The organism is Xanthobacter pollutisoli, assembly GCF_040044995.1.
Classification (GTDB): Bacteria; Pseudomonadota; Alphaproteobacteria; order Rhizobiales; family Xanthobacteraceae; genus Xanthobacter.
The window spans coordinates 13,065-32,282 of the sequence record NZ_JBDZDP010000016.1 but is presented as its reverse complement, the minus strand read 5'-3'; the positions used below and the strand labels follow the sequence as shown (position 1 = coordinate 32,282).

The 19,218-nt window shown below is 67.6% G+C and carries 21 protein-coding genes; 8 read left to right on the top strand and 13 right to left on the bottom strand.

Annotated features, from left to right (window positions below):
• Nucleotides 1-26: 26 nt before the first annotated feature.
• Genes ABLE93_RS21405 through ABLE93_RS21395 form a run of 3 tightly spaced genes read right to left on the bottom strand, consistent with a single transcriptional unit; the run spans nt 27 to nt 2,454 of the window.
• The gene (locus ABLE93_RS21405) at nt 27-716 is read right to left on the bottom strand and encodes a class II aldolase/adducin family protein (RefSeq protein WP_348841856.1); all 690 of its coding nucleotides are present in this window, start codon (nt 714-716) and stop codon (nt 27-29) included.
• Entirely contained in the window at nt 713-1,570 is an 858-nt protein-coding gene (locus tag ABLE93_RS21400; protein WP_348841855.1) for a VOC family protein, read from the bottom strand. The genes ABLE93_RS21405 and ABLE93_RS21400 overlap by 4 nt, the downstream gene beginning before the upstream one ends.
• A gap of 26 nt (nt 1,571-1,596) precedes the next feature.
• Entirely contained in the window at nt 1,597-2,454 is an 858-nt protein-coding gene (locus tag ABLE93_RS21395; RefSeq protein ID WP_348841854.1) for a VOC family protein, read from the bottom strand.
• Nucleotides 2,455-2,799: 345 nt separating this feature from the next.
• On the opposite strand from ABLE93_RS21395, the gene ABLE93_RS21390 reads away from it, so the two are divergent.
• The 5 genes from ABLE93_RS21390 to ABLE93_RS21370 all read left to right on the top strand — a co-directional run bounded on the left by ABLE93_RS21390 (nt 2,800) and on the right by ABLE93_RS21370 (nt 7,945).
• The gene (locus ABLE93_RS21390) at nt 2,800-3,525 is read left to right on the top strand and encodes a GntR family transcriptional regulator (protein WP_348841853.1); all 726 of its coding nucleotides are present in this window, start codon (nt 2,800-2,802) and stop codon (nt 3,523-3,525) included.
• Nucleotides 3,526-3,636: 111 nt separating this feature from the next.
• Nucleotides 3,637-5,130: a 2-hydroxymuconic semialdehyde dehydrogenase gene (locus tag ABLE93_RS21385; protein WP_348841852.1), complete on the top strand. Its 1,494-nt coding sequence runs from the start codon at nt 3,637-3,639 to the stop codon at nt 5,128-5,130.
• Between the two features lie 27 nt (nt 5,131-5,157).
• Nucleotides 5,158-5,940, top strand: coding sequence for a 2-oxo-hept-4-ene-1,7-dioate hydratase (gene hpaH / locus ABLE93_RS21380; RefSeq protein ID WP_348841851.1), 783 nt, complete (start codon nt 5,158-5,160; stop codon nt 5,938-5,940).
• A 10-nt stretch (nt 5,941-5,950) separates the two neighbouring features.
• Nucleotides 5,951-6,718 (top strand): HpcH/HpaI aldolase family protein, encoded by a 768-nt coding sequence (locus ABLE93_RS21375; RefSeq protein WP_348841850.1) that lies wholly within the window; start codon nt 5,951-5,953, stop codon nt 6,716-6,718.
• A gap of 144 nt (nt 6,719-6,862) precedes the next feature.
• Nucleotides 6,863-7,945, top strand: coding sequence for an ABC transporter substrate-binding protein (locus ABLE93_RS21370; RefSeq protein WP_348841849.1), 1,083 nt, complete (start codon nt 6,863-6,865; stop codon nt 7,943-7,945).
• A 60-nt stretch (nt 7,946-8,005) separates the two neighbouring features.
• Here the strand turns inward: ABLE93_RS21370 and ABLE93_RS21365 are convergent, their stop codons facing one another.
• From ABLE93_RS21365 to ABLE93_RS21330, 8 genes are all read right to left on the bottom strand, one after another.
• The gene (locus ABLE93_RS21365; protein WP_348841848.1) at nt 8,006-8,740 is read right to left on the bottom strand and encodes a GntR family transcriptional regulator; all 735 of its coding nucleotides are present in this window, start codon (nt 8,738-8,740) and stop codon (nt 8,006-8,008) included.
• A gap of 16 nt (nt 8,741-8,756) precedes the next feature.
• On the bottom strand, nt 8,757-9,455 hold the full coding sequence (locus ABLE93_RS21360; RefSeq protein ID WP_348841847.1) for a GntR family transcriptional regulator: 699 nt from the start codon (nt 9,453-9,455) through the stop codon (nt 8,757-8,759).
• Nucleotides 9,456-9,554: 99 nt separating this feature from the next.
• Nucleotides 9,555-10,394 carry an ABC transporter permease gene (locus tag ABLE93_RS21355; protein ID WP_348841846.1) on the bottom strand — a complete coding sequence of 280 codons (840 nt, stop codon included), beginning with the start codon at nt 10,392-10,394 and terminating at the stop codon, nt 9,555-9,557.
• Nucleotides 10,395-10,458: 64 nt separating this feature from the next.
• Nucleotides 10,459-11,343: an ABC transporter ATP-binding protein gene (locus ABLE93_RS21350; protein ID WP_348841845.1), complete on the bottom strand. Its 885-nt coding sequence runs from the start codon at nt 11,341-11,343 to the stop codon at nt 10,459-10,461.
• A 36-nt stretch (nt 11,344-11,379) separates the two neighbouring features.
• Nucleotides 11,380-12,399: a 2Fe-2S iron-sulfur cluster-binding protein gene (locus ABLE93_RS21345; protein ID WP_348841844.1), complete on the bottom strand. Its 1,020-nt coding sequence runs from the start codon at nt 12,397-12,399 to the stop codon at nt 11,380-11,382.
• A 16-nt stretch (nt 12,400-12,415) separates the two neighbouring features.
• A complete protein-coding gene (locus ABLE93_RS21340) occupies nt 12,416-13,450 on the bottom strand; it encodes an alcohol dehydrogenase catalytic domain-containing protein (protein ID WP_348841843.1) in 1,035 nt (344 codons plus the stop codon).
• A 7-nt stretch (nt 13,451-13,457) separates the two neighbouring features.
• Nucleotides 13,458-13,997: an aromatic-ring-hydroxylating dioxygenase subunit beta gene (locus tag ABLE93_RS21335; protein WP_348841842.1), complete on the bottom strand. Its 540-nt coding sequence runs from the start codon at nt 13,995-13,997 to the stop codon at nt 13,458-13,460.
• Nucleotides 13,994-15,199: an aromatic ring-hydroxylating oxygenase subunit alpha gene (locus tag ABLE93_RS21330; protein WP_348841841.1), complete on the bottom strand. Its 1,206-nt coding sequence runs from the start codon at nt 15,197-15,199 to the stop codon at nt 13,994-13,996. The genes ABLE93_RS21335 and ABLE93_RS21330 overlap by 4 nt, the downstream gene beginning before the upstream one ends.
• Nucleotides 15,200-15,289: 90 nt before the next feature.
• Here ABLE93_RS21330 and ABLE93_RS21325 point away from each other — a divergent pair, with 90 nt between their 5' ends.
• Genes ABLE93_RS21325 through ABLE93_RS21315 form a run of 3 tightly spaced genes read left to right on the top strand, consistent with a single transcriptional unit; the run spans nt 15,290 to nt 17,369 of the window.
• Nucleotides 15,290-15,649, top strand: coding sequence for a hypothetical protein (locus ABLE93_RS21325; RefSeq protein ID WP_348841840.1), 360 nt, complete (start codon nt 15,290-15,292; stop codon nt 15,647-15,649).
• Nucleotides 15,646-16,506, top strand: a complete 861-nt coding sequence (locus tag ABLE93_RS21320) for a TniB family NTP-binding protein (protein ID WP_348841885.1) — start codon at nt 15,646-15,648, stop codon at nt 16,504-16,506. Before ABLE93_RS21325 ends, ABLE93_RS21320 begins: the two co-directional genes overlap by 4 nt.
• Nucleotides 16,503-17,369: a TniQ family protein gene (locus ABLE93_RS21315; RefSeq protein ID WP_348841839.1), complete on the top strand. Its 867-nt coding sequence runs from the start codon at nt 16,503-16,505 to the stop codon at nt 17,367-17,369. Before ABLE93_RS21320 ends, ABLE93_RS21315 begins: the two co-directional genes overlap by 4 nt.
• 131 nt (nt 17,370-17,500) lie before the next feature.
• Here ABLE93_RS21315 and ABLE93_RS21310 read toward each other — a convergent pair whose 3' ends face one another.
• Both ABLE93_RS21310 and ABLE93_RS21305 read right to left on the bottom strand, forming a co-directional pair.
• On the bottom strand, nt 17,501-18,925 hold the full coding sequence (locus ABLE93_RS21310) for an FAD-dependent oxidoreductase (RefSeq protein WP_348841838.1): 1,425 nt from the start codon (nt 18,923-18,925) through the stop codon (nt 17,501-17,503).
• Nucleotides 18,922-19,164, bottom strand: coding sequence for a hypothetical protein (locus ABLE93_RS21305; protein WP_348841837.1), 243 nt, complete (start codon nt 19,162-19,164; stop codon nt 18,922-18,924). The genes ABLE93_RS21310 and ABLE93_RS21305 overlap by 4 nt, the downstream gene beginning before the upstream one ends.
• Nucleotides 19,165-19,218 lie beyond the last annotated feature (54 nt).

The following is a 19,218-nucleotide window of genomic DNA, read 5'->3' as shown; positions in this document are numbered from 1 at the left end:
ACCGCCAAGGCCCCAGAATCACACCGTTATTCGGGACGTTTGAACGCGCTCTCGCAATCGCCGGCGGTGAGGAACTCCCACATGCGCTCGCGGATGCGCCCGGACCAGGTCGCACGCTCCTGCGCCTGGCCCGCATTCAGCAGCAGGGACTCGGCCAGCCCGGCGGCGCGGCAATCCAGCTCGACCCGCGCCGCATCCTCGAAATACCAGGTCAGCACCACCGCTTCTTCAAGGCTCCCGCCGGCGGTGACGAGGCCGTTGCCGCGCAGCGCGATGGCGCGGGCCTCGCCCAGCTGCCGCGCCACCTCGGACGCCTGATGATCGGACCGCACCAGCTGCGGGTCCGGCCACAGCGGGGCACCGGGAAAGAAGTAGCTGCCGAACCCATGGCGCGCCCGCGGGGTGAGGCCGAGGCTGCCGAGGCTCATGGCCTTCGGTGGCATGGAGCGCACCACGCCGCCCACGTCCGGCCGGCGGCGATAGATCTCGCGATGGATCCGCACCTCGCCCAGCACCCCTTCGGGCAGGGCGCCGTCGAGGGGCACCACCGTGCAGGGCTCCCCCGCCTCCACCAGCCCGAGCGGGCGCGGCGGAGACACCAGGAACGAGCCCGCATCGAGGCGCATGCTGCAATGGCCGTAGGCGTGGACGAGACCGTGCCGCCCGAGCGCGCGGGCGGCGAGGCGGACGCAGCGCGCCGCGTCTTCCAGCGTCATTTCCGAAATTCCTGGATGTCGGGCTTGGCGCCCCACTGGCAGAAGCCGCGGGGCTCGAACGGAAACTGGCGCTCGCGATAGAGCAGCTCGTCGGCGATGGAGCCGACGCCGGAGGAATATTCGAACACCATGCCGTCCGGTCCCTCGAAGTAGAGGAAGCGGGCCGAGGAGGTGGGATGGCGCCCCGGGCCGAACACCATGCGCACCTGCCGGTCGTTCAGGAAATGGAACGAGCGCATGATGTCGTCGCCGGTCTCCACCTGGTGGTTGATGTGCTGGATGCCGGCCTTGGTGGACGGGAACAGGGCGATGGTATGGTGCACTTCGTCGATGCGCAGCAGCGGGGCATCGCCGATGCGGTCGCTGACCTTCGCGTTGCACACCTTGGTCCAGAATGCCTCGTCCCGCACCGGGTCGGTGCTGCACAGGCCGATATGGCTGAAGCCGGTGATGCCGGCATCGCGCACGCCGTGATAGCGCCGGCCGCTGAAGGCGGGGCGCCACACCAGCTCGATGAGGTTGCCGGTGGGATCGCGGAAGGCGACGAAGTCGCGCACCTTGCGGCGGTCGGCCTCCTCCGGCGTGCCGCGGGCCACGGCATGGCCGAGACGCTCGAGGGTCGCAGCGGCATCGTCGAGGTCCGCCCGCTCCGCCACCTCGAAGGCCGCCACGTGGAGAGCGGGATCGCCCTCGAAATAGCACAGGGTGTGCTCGCGCGCGTCCGACTTGAAATAGACCGCGTCGCGGGTGCGCTCGGCAACCTCTAGGCCGAGATAGTCGGTGGCGAACTGCGCCGCGCCGTCGAGATCCCGCGTGCCGAGCCGCACATAGGAAACGTCCTGCAGCCTGATCATGGCATTCCTCCCTGCCGGCCTTCCGGTTACGCGAATTCCGGAATGGCGCTTTCACTGCCCCAGGAGCAGAACGACCCGCGCTCCCTGGGGAACTGGCGCGGCCGGTGACGGGCCTCGTCGATGGCCCCCTCGCCTTCGGTGACGTAGCTGAACAGCACGCCGTCGGGCCCCGCGAAGGTGAGGAACATCTGTTCCGAAGTCGGGCGCCGGCCGGGTCCGTGGACGATCCTCACCTGTGACGCCTGCAGAAAATACTTGTTCTGCATCAGCTGGTTGACTCCTTCCACGCGATACTCGACGGCCAGCACGCCGGCGGTGGCGGCAGGATGGACGGCGAGGCGGTGGTGGGCGCCGCCATCGAAGCGGATATAGGCGGCGTCTCCGACCCAGTCGCTCACGCGGCCGCCGAGCAGGCGGGTCCAGAAGTCCCCGTCGGCCTCGCCGGCGGTGCCGCGCAGGGCGACCGCCTCCAGCCCGGTCACGCCGGAATCACGGGTGGGATGGAAGCGCCAGCCGCTCTGCATCGGCCGCAGCACCAGCTCGATGCGGTTGCCGCTCGGATCACGCACCGCGGCGAACGCCTTCACCTTCCGCAAGGCGGCTTCCTCCGCCGTGCCCGGCGTCGCTTGGATGCCGCGCTCGGCCAGCGCCGCAAGGGCCGCCTGGAACGCATCCTCGTCGCGGAGCTCGAAGCCCACCGCCTGCTCGGACGGATCGCCCGCCACATAGACGAGGGTGTGGTCGCGGAAATCGGATCGGAAGGTGGCCTGCTGCGGCGTGCGCTCCACCAGTTGCAGGCCGAGGATGCGGGTCGCGAAATCGGCCGCAGCCGGAAGGTCGCGGGTGCCGAGGCGCACATAGCGCAGCTGCTCGATGGTGATCATGGCGACCCCTCCCGTTGGGCCTCGTCGGTTTTTTGCGTGGCCTGCATCGCCGCCGGCCTGCGCCGGAAGCTCTCTGCCACTGTTGTTCGGCGCGCGGTGCCTTATACGTCCGGATTCCGCGGCCGGGTCGGCAGACCCCCTCCGAAGACCGTCCGCCATGCCCGCAGACCCTACATTATTGGCAGGCATTCGCCGATGCATGTCAACTTAATTTCGATATTTCATGAAAACGCCTTGCGTAAACCCCGGCAATTTGCATCATATTTCGAAATTGGCGGACGCCTCGGCGTCAGATTTTCGATAATTCGTCCGGCAGCCGCAACGGCCGCCCGTGGGAGGTGGATGATGCAGAGACCCGACGCGCCACCCCGCGAACGCACGCTTTCCGATCGCGCCTACAAGAGCCTGCACCGGGACATCATGTCGGGACGGCTCACGGCGGGCAGCAAGCTGAAGCTCGAAGGCCTGGTGGCCGAATACGAGGTCGGCATGTCGCCGCTGCGCGAGGCGCTGACCCGCCTCGTGGGCGATCTCCTGGTGGTGTCCGAGGGGCAGCGCGGCTTCTGGGTGGCGCCGCTCTCCGTCGCCGAGCTCGACGACGTGGTGCGGGTGCGCGCTCTGGTGGAGACCGAGGCCATCGGCCAGGCGATCCGCCTCGGCGACGCGGAATGGGAAGCCTGCGTCCGCCGCGCCTTCGAGACCCTCTCGGCGGTGGAAGCGCGCCTCCCGGAGAGCGCGGATGCGCTGCCGCAGGAGCTGATCGAGGAGTGGGAGAGCGCCAACCAGGCATTCCATGCGGCGCTCGTCTCGGCCTGCGGCTCGCCCTGGCTCATCCGCCTGCGCGACCTGCTGTACCGCCAGTCGGAGCGCTATCGGCGGGTCTCCCTGAACGTGTCGCGCCAGTGGCGGTCGGTGCACGAGGAGCACCTCGCCATCTTCAATGCCGCGATGGCGCGCAACACCCTGCGCGCCTGCCGGATGACCGAGGAGCATCTCGGCCGCACCGCCGACGAAGTGCGCCGGGCGATCCTCGCCCTCTCCGACGGGAGCGAAGGCGATGCGGCGGGCTGAGCCCCGCGGGGCGGGGCGCCGCCCCCGCGCTCCGGACCGCCCGCAGCGCCCCTGCACCCTCACGACCCTCAGGACCGCGCCGCCGGCGGGCCTCTCCACCGGAGACAGAAGATGAGCACCCCCGCCCACCAGATCATCACCGCGAGCCCGCCGCAGGCCGCCCATTTCATCGACGGGCGCTACGTCTGCGCCACCGGCGCGCTGTTCGAGAACCGCAATCCCGCCACCGGCGCCCTGGTCAGCCTGGTGCCGGAAGCCGACGAGAGCCAGGTGGACGACGCGGTCCGTGCTGCCCGCCGCGCCTTGAGCGGCCCCTGGGGCCGGATGAGCGAGCAGGAGCGCGCCGCCCTGCTGCGCAAGGTGGCGGACGGCATCATGCGGCGGTTCGACGATTTCCTGCGGGCGGAGATCCTCGACACCGGCAAGCCCAAGAGCCTTGCCGCGCATCTCGACATTCCGCGCGGCGCGGCAAACTTCAACGTGTTCGCCGACCAGATCATGGCGGTGGCCACCGAGAGCTTCCGCATGGCGACGCCGAACGGCGGCCAGGCGCTGAACTACGCCATCCGCGTGCCGCGCGGCGTCATCGCCGTCATCAGCCCGTGGAACCTGCCGCTGCTGCTCATGACCTGGAAGGTCGCCCCGGCGCTCGCCTGCGGCAACACCGTGGTGGTGAAGCCCTCGGAGGAGACGCCGACCACGGCGATGCTGCTGGGCGAGGTGATGAACGAGGCCGGCATTCCCCCCGGCGTCTACAACGTGGTCCAGGGCTTCGGCCCGAGCAGCGCCGGCGAGTTCCTCACCCGCCATCCCGGCGTGAACGGCATCACCTTCACCGGCGAGACGCGCACCGGCACCGCCATCATGAAGGCGGCGGCCGAGGGCGTGCGGCCGGTGTCGTTCGAGCTGGGCGGCAAGAACGCCGCCCTCGTGTTCGCCGACTGCGACCTGGAGGCGGCGGTGCAGGGCACCCTGCGCTCGGCCTTCGCCAATTGCGGCCAGGTCTGCCTCGGCACCGAGCGCGTCTATGTGCAGCGGCCGATCTTCGAGGCGTTCGTGGCCCGCCTGAAGCGCGCCGCCGAGGGGCTGAAGTGCGGCGACCCGTTCGATGCCTCCACCACCCTCGGCCCGCTGATCAGCCAGGAGCACCGGCGCAAGGTGCTGTCCTATTACGAGCGGGCGCGGGCCGAGGGCGCCGAGATCGTCACCGGCGGCGGCATCGCGGACATGTCCTCCCCGTTCGCGTCCGGATCGTGGATCGAGCCCACCATCTGGACCGGCCTGCCGGAGGAGTCCGTGGTCAATCGCGAGGAGATCTTCGGTCCCTGCTGCCACATCCGCCCCTTCGACGAGGAGGACGAGGCGGTGGCGGCGGCCAATGACAGCCCCTATGGCCTCGCCGCCGCCATCTGGACCCAGGACGTGCGCCGCGCCCATCGCGTCGCGTCGCGGGTGGAGGTGGGCATCGCCTGGGTCAATTCCTGGTTCCTGCGCGATTTGCGCACGCCGTTCGGCGGCTCCAAGCAGTCGGGCATCGGCCGCGAGGGCGGGGTCCACGGGCTCGAATTCTACACCGAGCTGCGCAACGTCTGCGTCCAGCTGTAACGCGCGACGCCAATAAAGGAACGCCCCATGCTTTCGGAAAGTGACCGTCACCGGGCCGTGGAGCTGCTGCTGGAGGCAGAGCGCACGCGCACGCCGGTGGTCCAGCTCTCCAAGACCTATCCCGCCATCGAGATCGAGGATTCCTACGCCATCCAGAGCGAGGTGACCCGGCGCAAGATCGCCGGCGGCGCGCGGCTGATCGGCCACAAGATCGGCCTCACCTCCAAGGCGATGCAGCAGTCCTCGCAGATCGACGAGCCCGACTATGGCCATCTCCTCGATTACATGATGATCGCCGACGGCGCCAAGGTTCCGCACGCCAACTACTGCGTGCCGCGGGTGGAGCCGGAGCTGGCCTTCGTGCTCGGCAAGCCGCTCAAGGGGCCGGGCGTGGGCCTGCTCGACGTGCTGCGCGCCACCGAATACGTGGTTCCCGCCATCGAGATCATCGACGCGCGGGTGCAGAACCCCCGCAGGATCTTCGATACGGTGGCCGACAATGGCGCGGCGGCCGGCATCGTGCTCGGCGGCCGGCCCATCGGCCCCATGGAGGTGGACCTGCGCTGGGTCGGCGCCGTGTTCTATCGCAACTCGGAGATCGAGGAGACCGGCCTTGCGGCCGGCGTGCTCGGGCATCCCGCGCTGGGCATCGCCTGGCTCGCCAACAAGGTGGGACCCTTCGGCATCACGCTGGAGCCCGGCCACGTCATGCTCTCCGGCTCCTTCACCCGTCCGGTCTGGGCCGACAAGGGCGACACGCTGCACGCCGATTTCGGCCCGCTCGGCGGCCTCGCCGTGCAGTTCGTCTGAGGGGGCCGCCATGGAGCTTCAGGTGAACGCATTCAAGGCGGCGCTGGTCGAGGGACGGCTGCAGATCGGGCTGTGGAGCAGCCTGTGCAGCAACATCGCCGCGGAGATCGTCTCCGACAGCGGGTTCGACTGGATCCTGTTCGATACCGAGCATTCGCCGAACGAGCTGCCCGGACTGCTGACGCAGCTCCAGGCCAGCGCCGGCGGGACCGCGACGCCCATCGTCCGGCCTGCCTGGAACGACGCGGTGCTGATCAAGCGCCTGCTGGACATCGGCGCGCAGACCCTTCTGGTGCCCTTCGTGCAGAGCGTGGAGGAGGCGCAGCGCGCGGTGGCCGCCTGCCGCTATCCGCCTGCCGGCATGCGCGGCATCACCGCCTCGGGCCGGGCGAGCCGCTACGGCCGCCGGGCCGACTATCTCAAGCGCGCGGACGAGCAGGTCTGCGTGCTGGTGCAGCTGGAGAGCGTCCCCGCCCTCGATGCCCTGGAGGCCATCGCCGCGGTGGACGGGGTGGACGGCGTGTTCGTCGGCCCGTCCGACCTCGCCGCCTCCATGGGCCATATCGGCAATCCCGGCCATGCGGAGGTGCAGGAGGCGATCCGGCTGGCGGGCGAGCGCCTCGCGCACCTCGGCAAGCCCGCCGGCGTCCTCACCGGCCGGGAGGACGAGGCGCGGCGCTACATCGAATGGGGCTACCGCTTCGTGGCGGTGGGGGTGGATGTGGGCATCCTCGCCAAGGGCGCCGATGCGCTGGCGAAGAGCTTCGCCGCGCGGTGACGGGCATTCAAGGTGTGAAGGTGAAGACCAAGTGGCGTTCAAGGTGAAGTGGAAGGCGTACGGGAACAATCAGAACAGCCCGACGAAAGCAATCCGTGCCACCGCAGATCAGGCGACGGCACGAAATCCGGTGGAGGAAAAGCCATGTTTCAGACCAAGGAACCACTGTCCGCGACCCCCGGCCGCCGCAGGTGGGCGAGCCGCCTGGGCGCTCTCGCCCTCGGGCTCATGACCCTCGCCGGCGCGAGCGATGCGGGCTTCGCCATGGACAAGGTGCGCGTCGGCGTCATCAACGCCATCAGCGACGGCACCTTCTACATCGCCTACGAGAAGGGCTTCTTCAAGGATGAGGGCCTCGACGTCGAGTTCATCCCGTTCAAGGCGTCGGCCCAGATGGTGGCGCCTTTGGGTGCGGGACAGCTCGATGTCGCCGCCGGCGCCGTCGCCGCCGGCCTCTACAATTCGGCCGCCCGCGGCATCGACATGAAGATCGTCGCGGACAAGGGCTCCATGCCTGCCGGCTACGGCTACATGCCGCTGCTGGTGCGCAAGGACCTGGTGGACAACGGCACCTACAAGTCCTTCGCCGACCTCAAGAAGATGAAGCTCGGCAGCCAGTCCATCGGCGGCAGCGCGGCCTCCACCCTCAACGAGGCGCTGGTCAAGGGCGGCCTGAAGTTCTCCGACATGGACGTGGTCTATCTCGGCCATGCCGAGCTCGCCCTCGCGCTGCAGAACAAGGCCCTGGGCGCCGCCTTCGTCACCGAGCCCCACGCCTCCCGCGCGGTGCTGGAGGGCAGCGCCGTGCGCGTCGCCGGCGGTGACGAGGTCTATCCGGACGACCAGCTCGCCGTGGTGCTCTACAGCGGCGATTTCGCGAAGAACAAGCGCGACGTGGCGACGCGCTTCATGCGCGCCTACATCCGCGGCGCGCGCTTCTACAACGACGCCCTGCGCGACGGCCATTTCGCCGGAAAGACCGCCGGGGAGGTGATCCCGATCCTCGCGAAATATACCGAGGTGCAGGACCCCGGGCTGTTCAAGGTGATGACGCCGAACGGTGTCGATCCGAACGGCAAGGTCAACGTGGCCAGCCTGAAGAAGGACTTCGAGTTCTTCAAGACGCTTGACCTGATCAAGGGTCAGGTCAATCTGGACAGCGTGATCGACATGAGCTTCTCCGACGCGGCGGTGTCCACCCTCGGCCCCTACAAGCCGGCGCTGTAATCCGCCGCGCGATCGCGCGTCCCGAACGATGGCGGCGTGCCGGAGAAACCGGCGCGCCGCTCAGGCCGGGGTCCGCTGCCTGGCGTCGCGGCGCGGCGCCGCCGCAAGGCTCGCCCGCACCGCCTCGACGGTGCGCTCGATATGCAGGCGCACCATGTCGAGCGCCGCAGGAACGTTGCGGGCGAGCGACGCCTCCATCAGGGCGCGGTGCTCCGCGTGCACGTCGCGCTGCGGGGCCGCGTGCTCCTGCTTCAGCGCGGCCCGGCGGTAGCGCTCGTGATGGGAATAAAGCTGCCTGCCCAGGTTGTTCAGCCATTTCGAGCCGCTGGCGGCCACCAGCGCGTCGTGGAACTCGCGGTTGCGCGCTTCCCATTCGTCGAAGTCGACCGCGCCGTGCGCGCGCCGGGCCGCCTCCATGCGGTCGAGCTTGTGGAACGCGCTCACCACATTGGCTTCCCAGGCGTAGTCACCCTCCAGGATGGACCGGCGCACGGCTTCCGATTCGAGCATGATGCGCACGTCGGAAATGTCCTGCAGCTCCTTGATGGTGACCGGCGCGACGCGGAATCCCCGCTGCTGCTCGATCTGCACCAGCTCCTCCGCGGACAGGCGGGACAGCGCCTCGCGGATGGGGGTGGGCCCGACCTGGTAGGCGGCGCGCAGGGTCTCGATCTTCAGCTTCGCCCCGGGTTCGAGGACGCCCGAAAGAATGTCCCTGCGGATCAGCTGATAGGCGGTCTGCGAGAGCGTGCCGACGGTTTCGGTGTCGGCGGGGTGCGCCTTGCTGTCGGACATGGATCCCTTCTTTCGGTCATTCCGGCGGGTCGCGCGGTGTCGGCGACAGGGCCGCGATCTCGACGAGCTCGCCCTTCACCTGCTCGATATGGCTCTTGAGGCAGGACACCGCCAGATCGACATCGCCGGCGAGCACGGCGCGCACGATCTGGTCGTGCTCGTCGGACAGGTGTCGCGGCACCACGCCGCGGGACAGGAGGCGATGGCCGTAGCGCTGCGACTGGTGGAACAGGCTGACGAGGAAGTCGCGCAGGCGCGGCGACGGGCATCCGGAGCACAGAGCGAGGTGGAACGCCCGGTTGGCGGCCAGCCACTCGCCGAATGCGGCGCTGTCGCGCTCGATGCGGTTGAGCAGGTGCAGGCTGGCGACGACGCCGGCCTCCCAGTCCACGCTGGTGTGCTGCATGGAATAAGTGAGCGCATGGCTCTCCAGCACCGACCGCGTGGTCATGATGTCGGTGATGTCCGCGACCGACATGGAGGCGATGCGGAAGCCCTTCTGGCCCTCCTCCACCACGAGGCCCTCGGCGAGGAGGCAGGAGAGGGCCTCGCGCACGGTGCCGAGGGAGGTGCCGTAGCGGGCCCGCAGGTCCTCGATGCGCACCTTGGTATCGGGCGCGAACTCGCCGCGCAGGATCGCGTCGCGCAAGAGGCGCACCACCGCCTGCAGCGGGCTCTTCCCGACGCTACGGATCCCGGCGACTGAGACATCCATGTTTCGCATCGGCGTCCAACCATGAGCATCGTTCAAGGGGCGATCACCGCCCCTGGGTAGCAAACCCGCCCCGGACCGCAAGCCCGGGCCGGCCGGCCATCAGTTCCGCTTGCTCCAGGGCACGAGCCAGGCCTCGAGCTCGTTCAGCACGATCGTCAGCAGGAAGCCGATGAAGGCGATGACCAGGATGCCCACATACATGGTCTCCACCGCCAGCACTTCCCACGAATTCCAGATCATGAAACCGAGCCCGCGGTTGGCGCCGACCATCTCGGCGAGCGCGATCAAGACCAAAGCGAGGCCCGCCCCGAGCTTGATGCCGGTCATGATGAACGGCAGGGCGCCGGGCAGCGCGACGGTGCGGAACATCTGCCAGCGGGTGGCGCGGAAATGGGTGCCCACGTCGAGATAGATCTTGTTGATCGACAGCACGCCGGCGGTGGAGTTGATCACGATGGGATAGAACGCGCCGATGGCGACCATGGCGATCTTGGAGCCCTCGCCGAGGCCGAAGATCAGCAGCATGAGCGGCAGGATGGCGCTCTTGGGCACGGGATAGGTGACCGCGATCAGCGGATCGACGATCGCCCGCAGCGGCCGCGACATGCCCATGGCGATGCCGAGGAAAAGCGCCGGCACGCCACCCACGAGACAGCCCAAAGCGAAGCGCTGGAGGCTCGCGAGCGTGTTCTTCCAGAGCGTGCCGTTGGCCACCAGCTCCTCGAAATTGGCGAAGATCCGGCTGGGGGCGGGAAAGAAGCGCTGGTCGATGACGCCGAGCTCCGCCGCCACCTGCCAGATCAGCAGCAGCACCACCGGCGAGATGAACATCATGATCCGCTCGCTCATCAGGAAGCGCAGCGAGATGGTCCGGCGCCGGTCGTCGGCGGAGCACACGCTCACGAACGTGGCCGGCGCGGAGGCCGATAGCTTGGTCATGTCCTCACCTTTCCCCTTGGGTGCTGCGGTGTCCCGGCGGCGGGCGCCGGCACCGTCTCTGCCTTCATTGCTTGGCGCTGACGCGGCTGTCGTCCTGCGCCCGGGCCTGCTGCACCTCGTCGCGCAGATAGCCCCAGATGCGGTAGACGAACTCGGCGTAGGCCGGGGTCGCGCGCAGCTCCAGCACGCTGCGCGGCCGTTCGAACGGCACGTCGATCATGGTCTTGATGCTGCCGGGCTGGGCGGTCATCACCATCACCTGGTCGCCCAGCGTCACCGCCTCGTCCACGGAATGGGTGATGAACAGGACCGTCTTCTTGGTCTCGTCCCAGATCCGCAGCAATTCCTCCTGGAGCAGGGTCTTGTTCTGCTCGTCGAGGGCGGAGAACGGCTCGTCCATGAGCAGGATCTCCGGGTCGTTGGCGAAGGCGCGTGCGATGGACACACGCTGGCGCATGCCGCCGGAGAGCTGGTGCGGATAGCAGTGGGCAAACTTGGTGAGGCCGGTGCGGTCGAGATAATGCCCCACCTGCGCGCGGATCTCCGCCTGCGGCGCATGGCGCAGGGTGAGAGCGTAGGCGGCGTTGTCCCACACCGTCATCCAGGGAAAGATGGAATCACCCTGGAACACCATGGACATGCGCGGCAGGCCGGAACCCGAGCGGGCGCATTCCACACGCCCCGCGCTCGGCCGGTCGAGCCCCGCCAGCATGCGCAGCAGCGTGGTCTTGCCGCAGCCCGAGGGCCCGACGATGACGAAGAACGTGCCCTCGGCTATCTCCAGCGACAGGTTCTCGATGGCGGTGAAGGCGCGCGGGCCCTCGCCGAACGCCTTGCGCAGGCCGACGAAGCGGACCTTGGCCGCCCGCGCCACCGGCAACGGCACCACGCGGTCCACCGGCGGCTGCCGGCGCTCGTCCATGTCCACTCTCGCAGCTCCCGCATCCATGCTGGTATCTCCTGCTTGCTCTGTGCGTCGGCGCGGTCAGGCCGCGGAGGGAAGAAAGCGCTCGGCGAAGATGTGCCGGGCCGGATGGTTCGACTGGTCGAGGAACGCCCGCGCCGCCTGCACCATGGGCGGCGGGCCGCACAGATAGACCTGGGTCTCGCCGCCCTCCAGCATCTGCGGTTCCAGCAGGCCGGTGACGTGCCCGACGGTGCCGGCATAAGGCGGGCTCACCACCGCCGTGCGCACCTCGATGGGCAGGTCGCCGGAAAGCTCCGCGAGGCGGTCGAGGCCGAACATCTCGCCGGCGGTGTTGGTGCCGTAGAGCACGGTAATCTTCGCCGGCCGCGGGCCGCCGCCAGACTTGATATGGGCCAGCATGGACAGCATGGGGGCGAGCCCGGTGCCGCCCGCCACCATGAGCAGGGGCCGGTCGGTGGGGCGCAGGAAGAACTGTCCGCGGGGCGCGCTGATCTGCGTGCCGATGCCGGCGGCCGCACCCGCCGCCAGCCAGTCGCTCATGAGGCCCCGGTCGAGGCGGCGGATGAAGAATTCATGGCCTCCGCTCGCCAGCGGCGCGTTGGCGAAGGAATAGGACCGCGCCCGCCCGGTGCCGGGCACCTCGATGTTCACGTACTGGCCGGGCAGGAACGCCATGGGCACGCCGTCGGCCTCGTTGAGGACGAGCCGCACCACGTTCTGCGCCACCTCGTCCAGCTCGGACACCACCACCGCCCGCGCCGCTGCGTCCTTCAGGGCGATGGCGCCCGAGGGATAGGGCATTTCGAGCACGCAGTCGGAGGTTGCCCGCATGCGGCAGGCGAGCACGCCGCCGCGGGCCTGGTCCTGTGGCGTCAACGCCTCGTCGGAGAAGTCGAGAAGGTCATAGGTGCCGGACACGCAGGTGGCCGCGCAGACCGCGCAGGCGCCTTCGCGGCAATCGGTCTGGATCGGCACGTTTTGGCGGGCGGCGGCCTGGTAGACCGTCTCCCCGGGCCCGGCGGCGACCACGCTGGTGACCCCGTCCTCGAAGATCAGGGTGATGTGATGCTGTGTCATCGGTCCACCGGATGTCTCAGGCCGGGATCAGGACGGGCTTGAGCGCCTCGCCCCGGCGGATGAGCTCGAAGGCGTGCTGCCCCTCGGACAGCGGCAGCACGTGGCTCAGCACCGGCGCGAGGTCGATCCGCCCGGAGCTGTAGAGCGCCCACAGGCGATCCCAGCTCTGCCAGATCCGCCGGCCGTGGATGGTGTAGATCACCGGGCACTGCAGCAGCCACCGGGTGAGGTCGAGGGTGACCGGGTTCGACGGCGCCGCCACCATGCGGAAGTCGCCGCCCTTGGTCAGGCATTGCAGCGCGGCGGCAAAGCCCTGTTCCGAGCCGGAAAACTCCATCGCCACCTCGACGCCGTTGCCGCCGGTCATGGCGCGGACCTCCTGCTCCACGTCGCAGGCGGTGGGATCGAGCGCCGTGTCGGCGCCGCAGCGCAGCGCGGCCTCGCGGCGCAGGGCGAACGGCTCGACGGCGATGACCCGGCTCGCCCCCAAGGCCCGGGCGGCGGCCACCGCCATCAGGCCGATGGGCCCGCAGCCGCTGATCAGCACCGGCAGCCCCTCGACGCCACGGCCCTCGCAGCAGGCGTGGACGGCGATGCCGAGCGGCTCGAACACCGCCGCGATCTCGAACGGCACCGGAGCGGGATGCACCCAGGCGATCTGTTCCGGCACCGCCACGTAGCGGGCGAAGGCACCGTCTATGTCGATGCCGGGATAGCGCGTCGCGACGCACAGGTGCGCCCGGTCGGTGCGGCACTGGTGGCAGGTGCCGCAGAAGATGTGGCTCTCCAGCGAGACGTGGTCGCCCACGCGCACCCGGGTGCAGCCTTCGCCCACCGCCTCCACCACGCCCGCCGCCTCGTGGCCGAGGATGCGGGGCAGGTGCATGCGCCGGGCCATACGCGGGGCCCAGTTGTAGATCTGGATGTCGGTGCCGCAGATGCCGGCTGCTTCGACGCGCAGCAGGATTTCGCCGGGTCCGGCCTCGGGCACGGGTCTGTCCACCAGAGCAAGGCCGTTCAGCCCTGCCGCCACCTTGGAGATTGCAAGCATCCCGCCCTCAGATCTGGAAGATGTCGATGGTGCCGTCGATCATGTCTTCGAGCAGAATGATCTTCTTCTTGCGGATGCGCAGGCCGTCTTCGGTATGGGCCAGCGTCAGGTCGTACCAGCCGCTGCGCACCATCTTGCCGCGGCGCCCGTCGGCGGAGACCACCGCCCATTTCGCGGAGACGAGGATGTCGCCGTTCTCCGCTGCCCCCACGATGCGCACGTTGCCGATCAGGTGCGAGGTGCGCGCCAGCGGCAGCGAGGCGTAGGAATCGCGCGAGGTGATGCGGAACAGGCGCGCCTCCAGTCCGGCCTTGCCCTTGATGTAGATCATGTTGACCTCCATCTCCGGGTCTTCGATCAGGCTCTCCTCGTTGCGCCAGGACGGCACCCAGTAGAGGCAGTCGTCGGCATAGAGCTGGGTCCACTGGTCCCATTGCTGGCGGTCGAGCACGTCCGCCTCGAGGAAGAGCAGCTGCTCCACGGCTTCGAGCGACACGGCGGGGGCGGCCGGGGCGGCGGGCGCGGGATGGGCGAAATGCTGGTTCATTGGGCGCTCACTTCCTTGATCCAACGCCGGTAGAAGCTGTTGTAGAGCGTTTCATTTTCCCAGCTGGGGTTGCTGGCCACCGGGTGGGCGCCGAGCGGCGCGATCTCCGCATCGGGACCCGGCGTCGCGAGGTCGGCCCCGCGGTCCACGTGGTTCCAGCGCGCGGTGGTGCCGAGCGAACCGCGCTGGATGTCCTCGAGCGCGGCCATGTCGTCCGGCGTCGCCATGCCGGTGATCATGTAGAAGTCCTCGAACTTGCGCAGCCGCGCAGCGCGCGCCTCCCGCGGCTCGCCCTTCGGGGCGATGCAGTAGACCCGCGCCTCGGTACGGTCCGGGGCGAGCGGGATGAGCACGCGGATCTGGGTGGACGGCTGGTCCATGAGATGGATGCTCGGAAACACCAGCAGGTTGCGGCCGCGGCGCAGCATCCATTCGATGCGATCGTCGGGGAAGCGCTCCTGAAGCTGCGGCAGCGAGGCGGACAGCGGCGCGGCGCCGACATTCTCGCGCTTGGCCCAGATCACCATGTGGCCATTGCCGAGATCGTAGCAGCCGGTCTGCACGGTTCCCGCGATGCGTCCGGCCTCGGTCTTGGACATGCCGGTGGAGGGCTGCAGGGATTCGCGCTTGGCGATGGCCCCGGCGAAGACACGGTGGACGGTGGAGACGTGGTAGCCGTCGACGCCGTTCTCGGCCTGGAGCTTCCAGTTGCCGCGGATCAGGTAGGTCTGTCCGCCGGGCACCACCTCCATGCCTTCGGGGGACTGGTCGGCGAGGAGGTCGATGAACACCTTGGCCTCGCCCAGATGGTCGGCGAGCGGCTCCACGTCGGCGTTCAGCGAGGCGAAGACGAAGCCCTTGTAGACATCGACGCGGGGCACCGGAACGAGGCTGAAGCGCGACTTCTCGGCGCCGTTGGGCCAGCCGGTCTTCTCGTTCTTCACCTTGACGCAGCGGCCCTCGGGATTGAAGCACCAGCCGTGGAAGCGGCAGGTCAGCGTGCGGGCATTGCCGCGCCGCATGGGCGTCAGAACCGCGCCGCGATGGGAGCAGGCGTTGATGAAGGCATTGACCGAGCCGTCCTTGGCGCGGATCGCATAGACCGGCTGGCGCCCCATCGCCGTTGAATAATAATCACCTTCGTTGGCGATCTGGCTTTCATGGCAGATATACACCCACCCGGCCTCGAATATCGTTTTCATCTCGATATCGAAGATGTCCTGAGCGGTATAGATCGATCTATCGACCTGAAATACGCCGCCGTTTTCCTCGACGAGGCCGGATAGAGGCGCATGTTTGTCATGAATATTCATGTCAGACCGTTTCCTTCCCGTTGTCTTATGGGCGCTGGCGGCGCCTCGTTTCTGGCGTGCACACATTCGGACGGAGGACGCCCCGGACCAAGGACACCCTGCTGCGGCACCGCTCGCTTGGCAGAAAACAAAGACCAAGCCTCATGGATAGTCAACGATAATTTTTCATTTTTTATTATTTTACAGTTTTATCGTTTTTATGTCGGTTTTCACTTAGAGCGGCAGCCGATCGGACGAAATCGTTTGGGCTTCCCAAATCAGAGCCGAGGTGATTCATATGTGGACTCCTCCTATGGTAAGGGCTTTTTGTCGGATGGGTTTGATCAGTCTCCCACCTGACCGCCAGCGCAGCAGCACTGCTTGCCGAAACTGACGAGCGACGCATTCGAGCGATACGATCACGCCGCTGGGTTCTCTACCCGCGCGCCAAGCAGGCGCTCGACCGGCTGAGTGGCCTCCTCGACCATCCGCGAGGCACGCGCATGCCCTCGGTCGCGATCTATGGCGACAGCGGTATGGGAAAGACCATGATTATGAAGCGGTTCCGGGACGAGCACCCGCCGAGCTTCAATCCACTGACAGGCACGCTAAAGACACCGGTCCTGGCCATGGAAATGACCAGCCGTCCCGGCGAGCGACGGTTCTACTCCGAACTACTTACCCTTCTCGGCGCGCCGCAGCGGCCTCGCGCCGACATCGCCCAGATGGAACAGGCGGCGTTGCGGATCATGGAAGCGATCGGCGTGCAGGTGCTGGTCATCGACGAGGTGCACAACATCCTCGCCGGATCCTACCGCGAGCAACGCATCGTCCTGAATACGCTCCGCTTCCTCAGCAATCGTCTGCAGATCTCCCTGGTCTGCTTCGGTGTCAACGAGGCGCGGGAGGCCATCAGTGGTGACGTCCAGCTTGCGCGCCGGTTCGAGCAGTTCACCTTGAGCCGGTGGGCTGCAAACGAACAGTTCGAGACCCTGGTGGCCTCGATCCTGCGCAACACGCCGCTGCGTCGACCCTCGGTGCTTACGCCGAAATCGCTGCGACGGATCCTGCAGATCACAGAGGGTATCACCGCCAGCATCTTCCACGTGATCAACAGCCTGGCCGTCGAAGCCATCGAGAGCGGCCGCGAGCACATCAACGACGAAGCCGTCGAGAACTGGGAGCCAGAGTTCGATGCCGAGGCGGCATTCGCATGATTGAGAACCCACCGCCACGGCAGTTGCCGGTGTGCTTGCCGCCCCATTCTGATGAACTCCTGTCCTCCTGGATCAGTCGCCATGCCGCCTTCTACGCGGTCCCTCCGCTTGTCATGCTTCGGCATTGCCTGCCGGAGGCCTCCGCGTTGCGCGCGGCCGATCTCCATCTAAGCAGTGATCAGGAAATCCGCCTGGCCAACATATTCGGCACCGAACCGGCCGTGGTGCGTCGAATGATCTTCACAAATGTCGCGCAATCATCGCGTCGGCTCATCGCCACGCGGCCAACGCAGGTCTGCACGAGTTGCAGCCCGGGACATGCGGAACCGGCGCCGATCCTGCGAAGCCAGCTTCTGGGGTGGCGTATTACGTGCGCTTTGTGTGGAAACCAACTCCGGGATGCCGGCGGTCGCGAACTCGCCTCCCCTTTCCGGCAACATCGCGTTGCGGCCGTTCATGGCGAAAGGCTGCTCGACGATGAAGCCGAACGGGGTATCGGAACCTGGACATCACCAGCCGACATTGCTCGGCTTCTCCTGATGCGACGCGTTCCAACGCTTGTACCCCGCGAGCACGACCTCTGGCGCTTCCGGCTGCTCGGCGCAGTCATCCCCGATCTCGACCATGTCATCGCCGAGCGACAGGAGAACCTGCCTACACCTGCAAAGCCGATCCTGCCGCTCCACCTGCGGCCGGCTCTGCTCGCCGGCGTTGCCATCGTCGAGCGTGCCGGACCGGAGATGCTCCGGATGCTACGGGGGCACATGATGGGTGACAACAGGGTCCGGTTCACTGACGCCACCGAGAACATGATAGCCCGAGGTCGTAAGTGGAAAGCTTCATCGCAGATGCACTTAATTTGAGAATCATGCAGCAATGATTCTCACAATTAGGTGCCAAGCTTGAGCCTAACCGTCACATTCTTACAATTAAGTGCCAAGCGACAGCTGACGGCAGACAGCGGCCTTTCGATTCTTCAATGGTACCCCGTCTCTCAATTTTCGTATGCATGTTGTGCGACGAATGCAGCCGCCCGCCAGCTGATGGTTGCCGATTTCGCAAGTCCTCCGACATAGCCGGAGCGGACACCTCCTTCCAGACCTCCGGTGCAGCAGCCCGATGCGTAAAGTCCTGTAATGGCATCGCCGCTTTCGCGCAGCACGCGGCCATGCGCATCGATCGCGATGCCGCCCATGGTGAAGGTAATGCCGGGAACCAGCCGGACCGCATGGAACGGCGGATGCTGGATCGCCAGGGCATTCGCGGCGGTTCGCGGCGGCGTAAGCGCGCTAGCGGTGCCGAGGGCGAGGGCCTCGTTGTAATCTGCGATGGTGCGCTCCAATCCGAACGGGTCCACGCCCATACGCATGGCCAAGTCGCGAAGCGAGTCGGCGGATTCGATCGCGCCGCCCGACAGCGCCAGATTGGGATTGGCGGGCAGGATGAACTCGGTGGCTGGCCCTTGCCAGACGGCCCGGTCGAAGACCACCACCGTTGCCTGAGGATCAGGCAGGCGTGCCAAGCAGTTGGTCATATAGACCCCGCCCAGGCCTTCATCCATGACACGGCGACCGCTGCGGTCGACGACAATCGCGGCGCCGGCCACCGAATCTATGATCGGATATGGCCAAAGGCGTTCGTTGTGCAGGGCGTCCTGACACAGCAGATGGCCGTAGATGCTCTCCATCCCCGTCAGCGCCGCGCCGGCCTCCGCCGCGAGCGCGATGGCATCGCCCCGGCTCACGCCCGCGCCGCGCTGCTTCAGCCGCTCGGGCGCCGGGCTGACATATTGTTTCAGCATGTCGAGATTGGCTTGGAACCCGCCGTCGGCAAGCATCACGACATCGGTCTCCAGGCGGCCAACCTGCCCCGCGCGCACATATTCCACGCCCGCGCACCGGACGCCGTCCATCACCAGCCCAACCGCTCGGGCCCCCAGCAGGATCCGGCCGCCGCCGGCGATGAGGTGCGCCCGCAGCGTCCGAAGCAGGACATCTCCGCCGCGGCCCTGCCAGTTCAGCCCGGCCTTCATGAAATGCGGCGGTGCCAGAATATGCTGGCGCCATGCGTCCGGCCCCGCCTTCATCAGCCGCACGCCCTTGCCGCCGAGCCACCGCACGGCGCTTCGCGCATCTTCGGCGACCGCATCGACCAGCGCATCGACGGCAAAGCCCGCTGTGGTCACCCTGATCGCCGCTGCGAGCTCCGGTGCGGGCTCGTCGATGTCGTGGAAGCAGATGTGGAAGGCGCCGCCGGTAAACCGGCTGTTGCAGCGGTAGAGGGCATCCTCGCCCTGCTCGAGGAGCACCACGTCGCAGCCGAATTCGGCGGAGCGCACCGCGAACACCATGCCGGCGATGCCACCGCCGACGACAGCCACGCGCAGGGGGCGGCGACGGACCGAAGCTGCCGCATTCATTTCGGCAACAGCATATCGGTGATGAGCTCGACCATCTCCACCAGGGTGCGGCCGACCACGAATACGATAACGCCTAGCACAACGCAGGCCAGGCCCGGAACCCAGTCCGTCATCTGCTGGATCATGACCAACCCGGCCGCGAGCAGGAGGATCGCCGCGAGCGTCACCAGAACCCGACCGTGGCGGGTTACAAAGCGCAGCATGGGATAGTGAGGGATGTTCAGTGGCAACGTATCCAAGGCCGCTCTCCCCATTTATCTTGCGATTACCGACGTGCCGGGACGGTCTGCGAC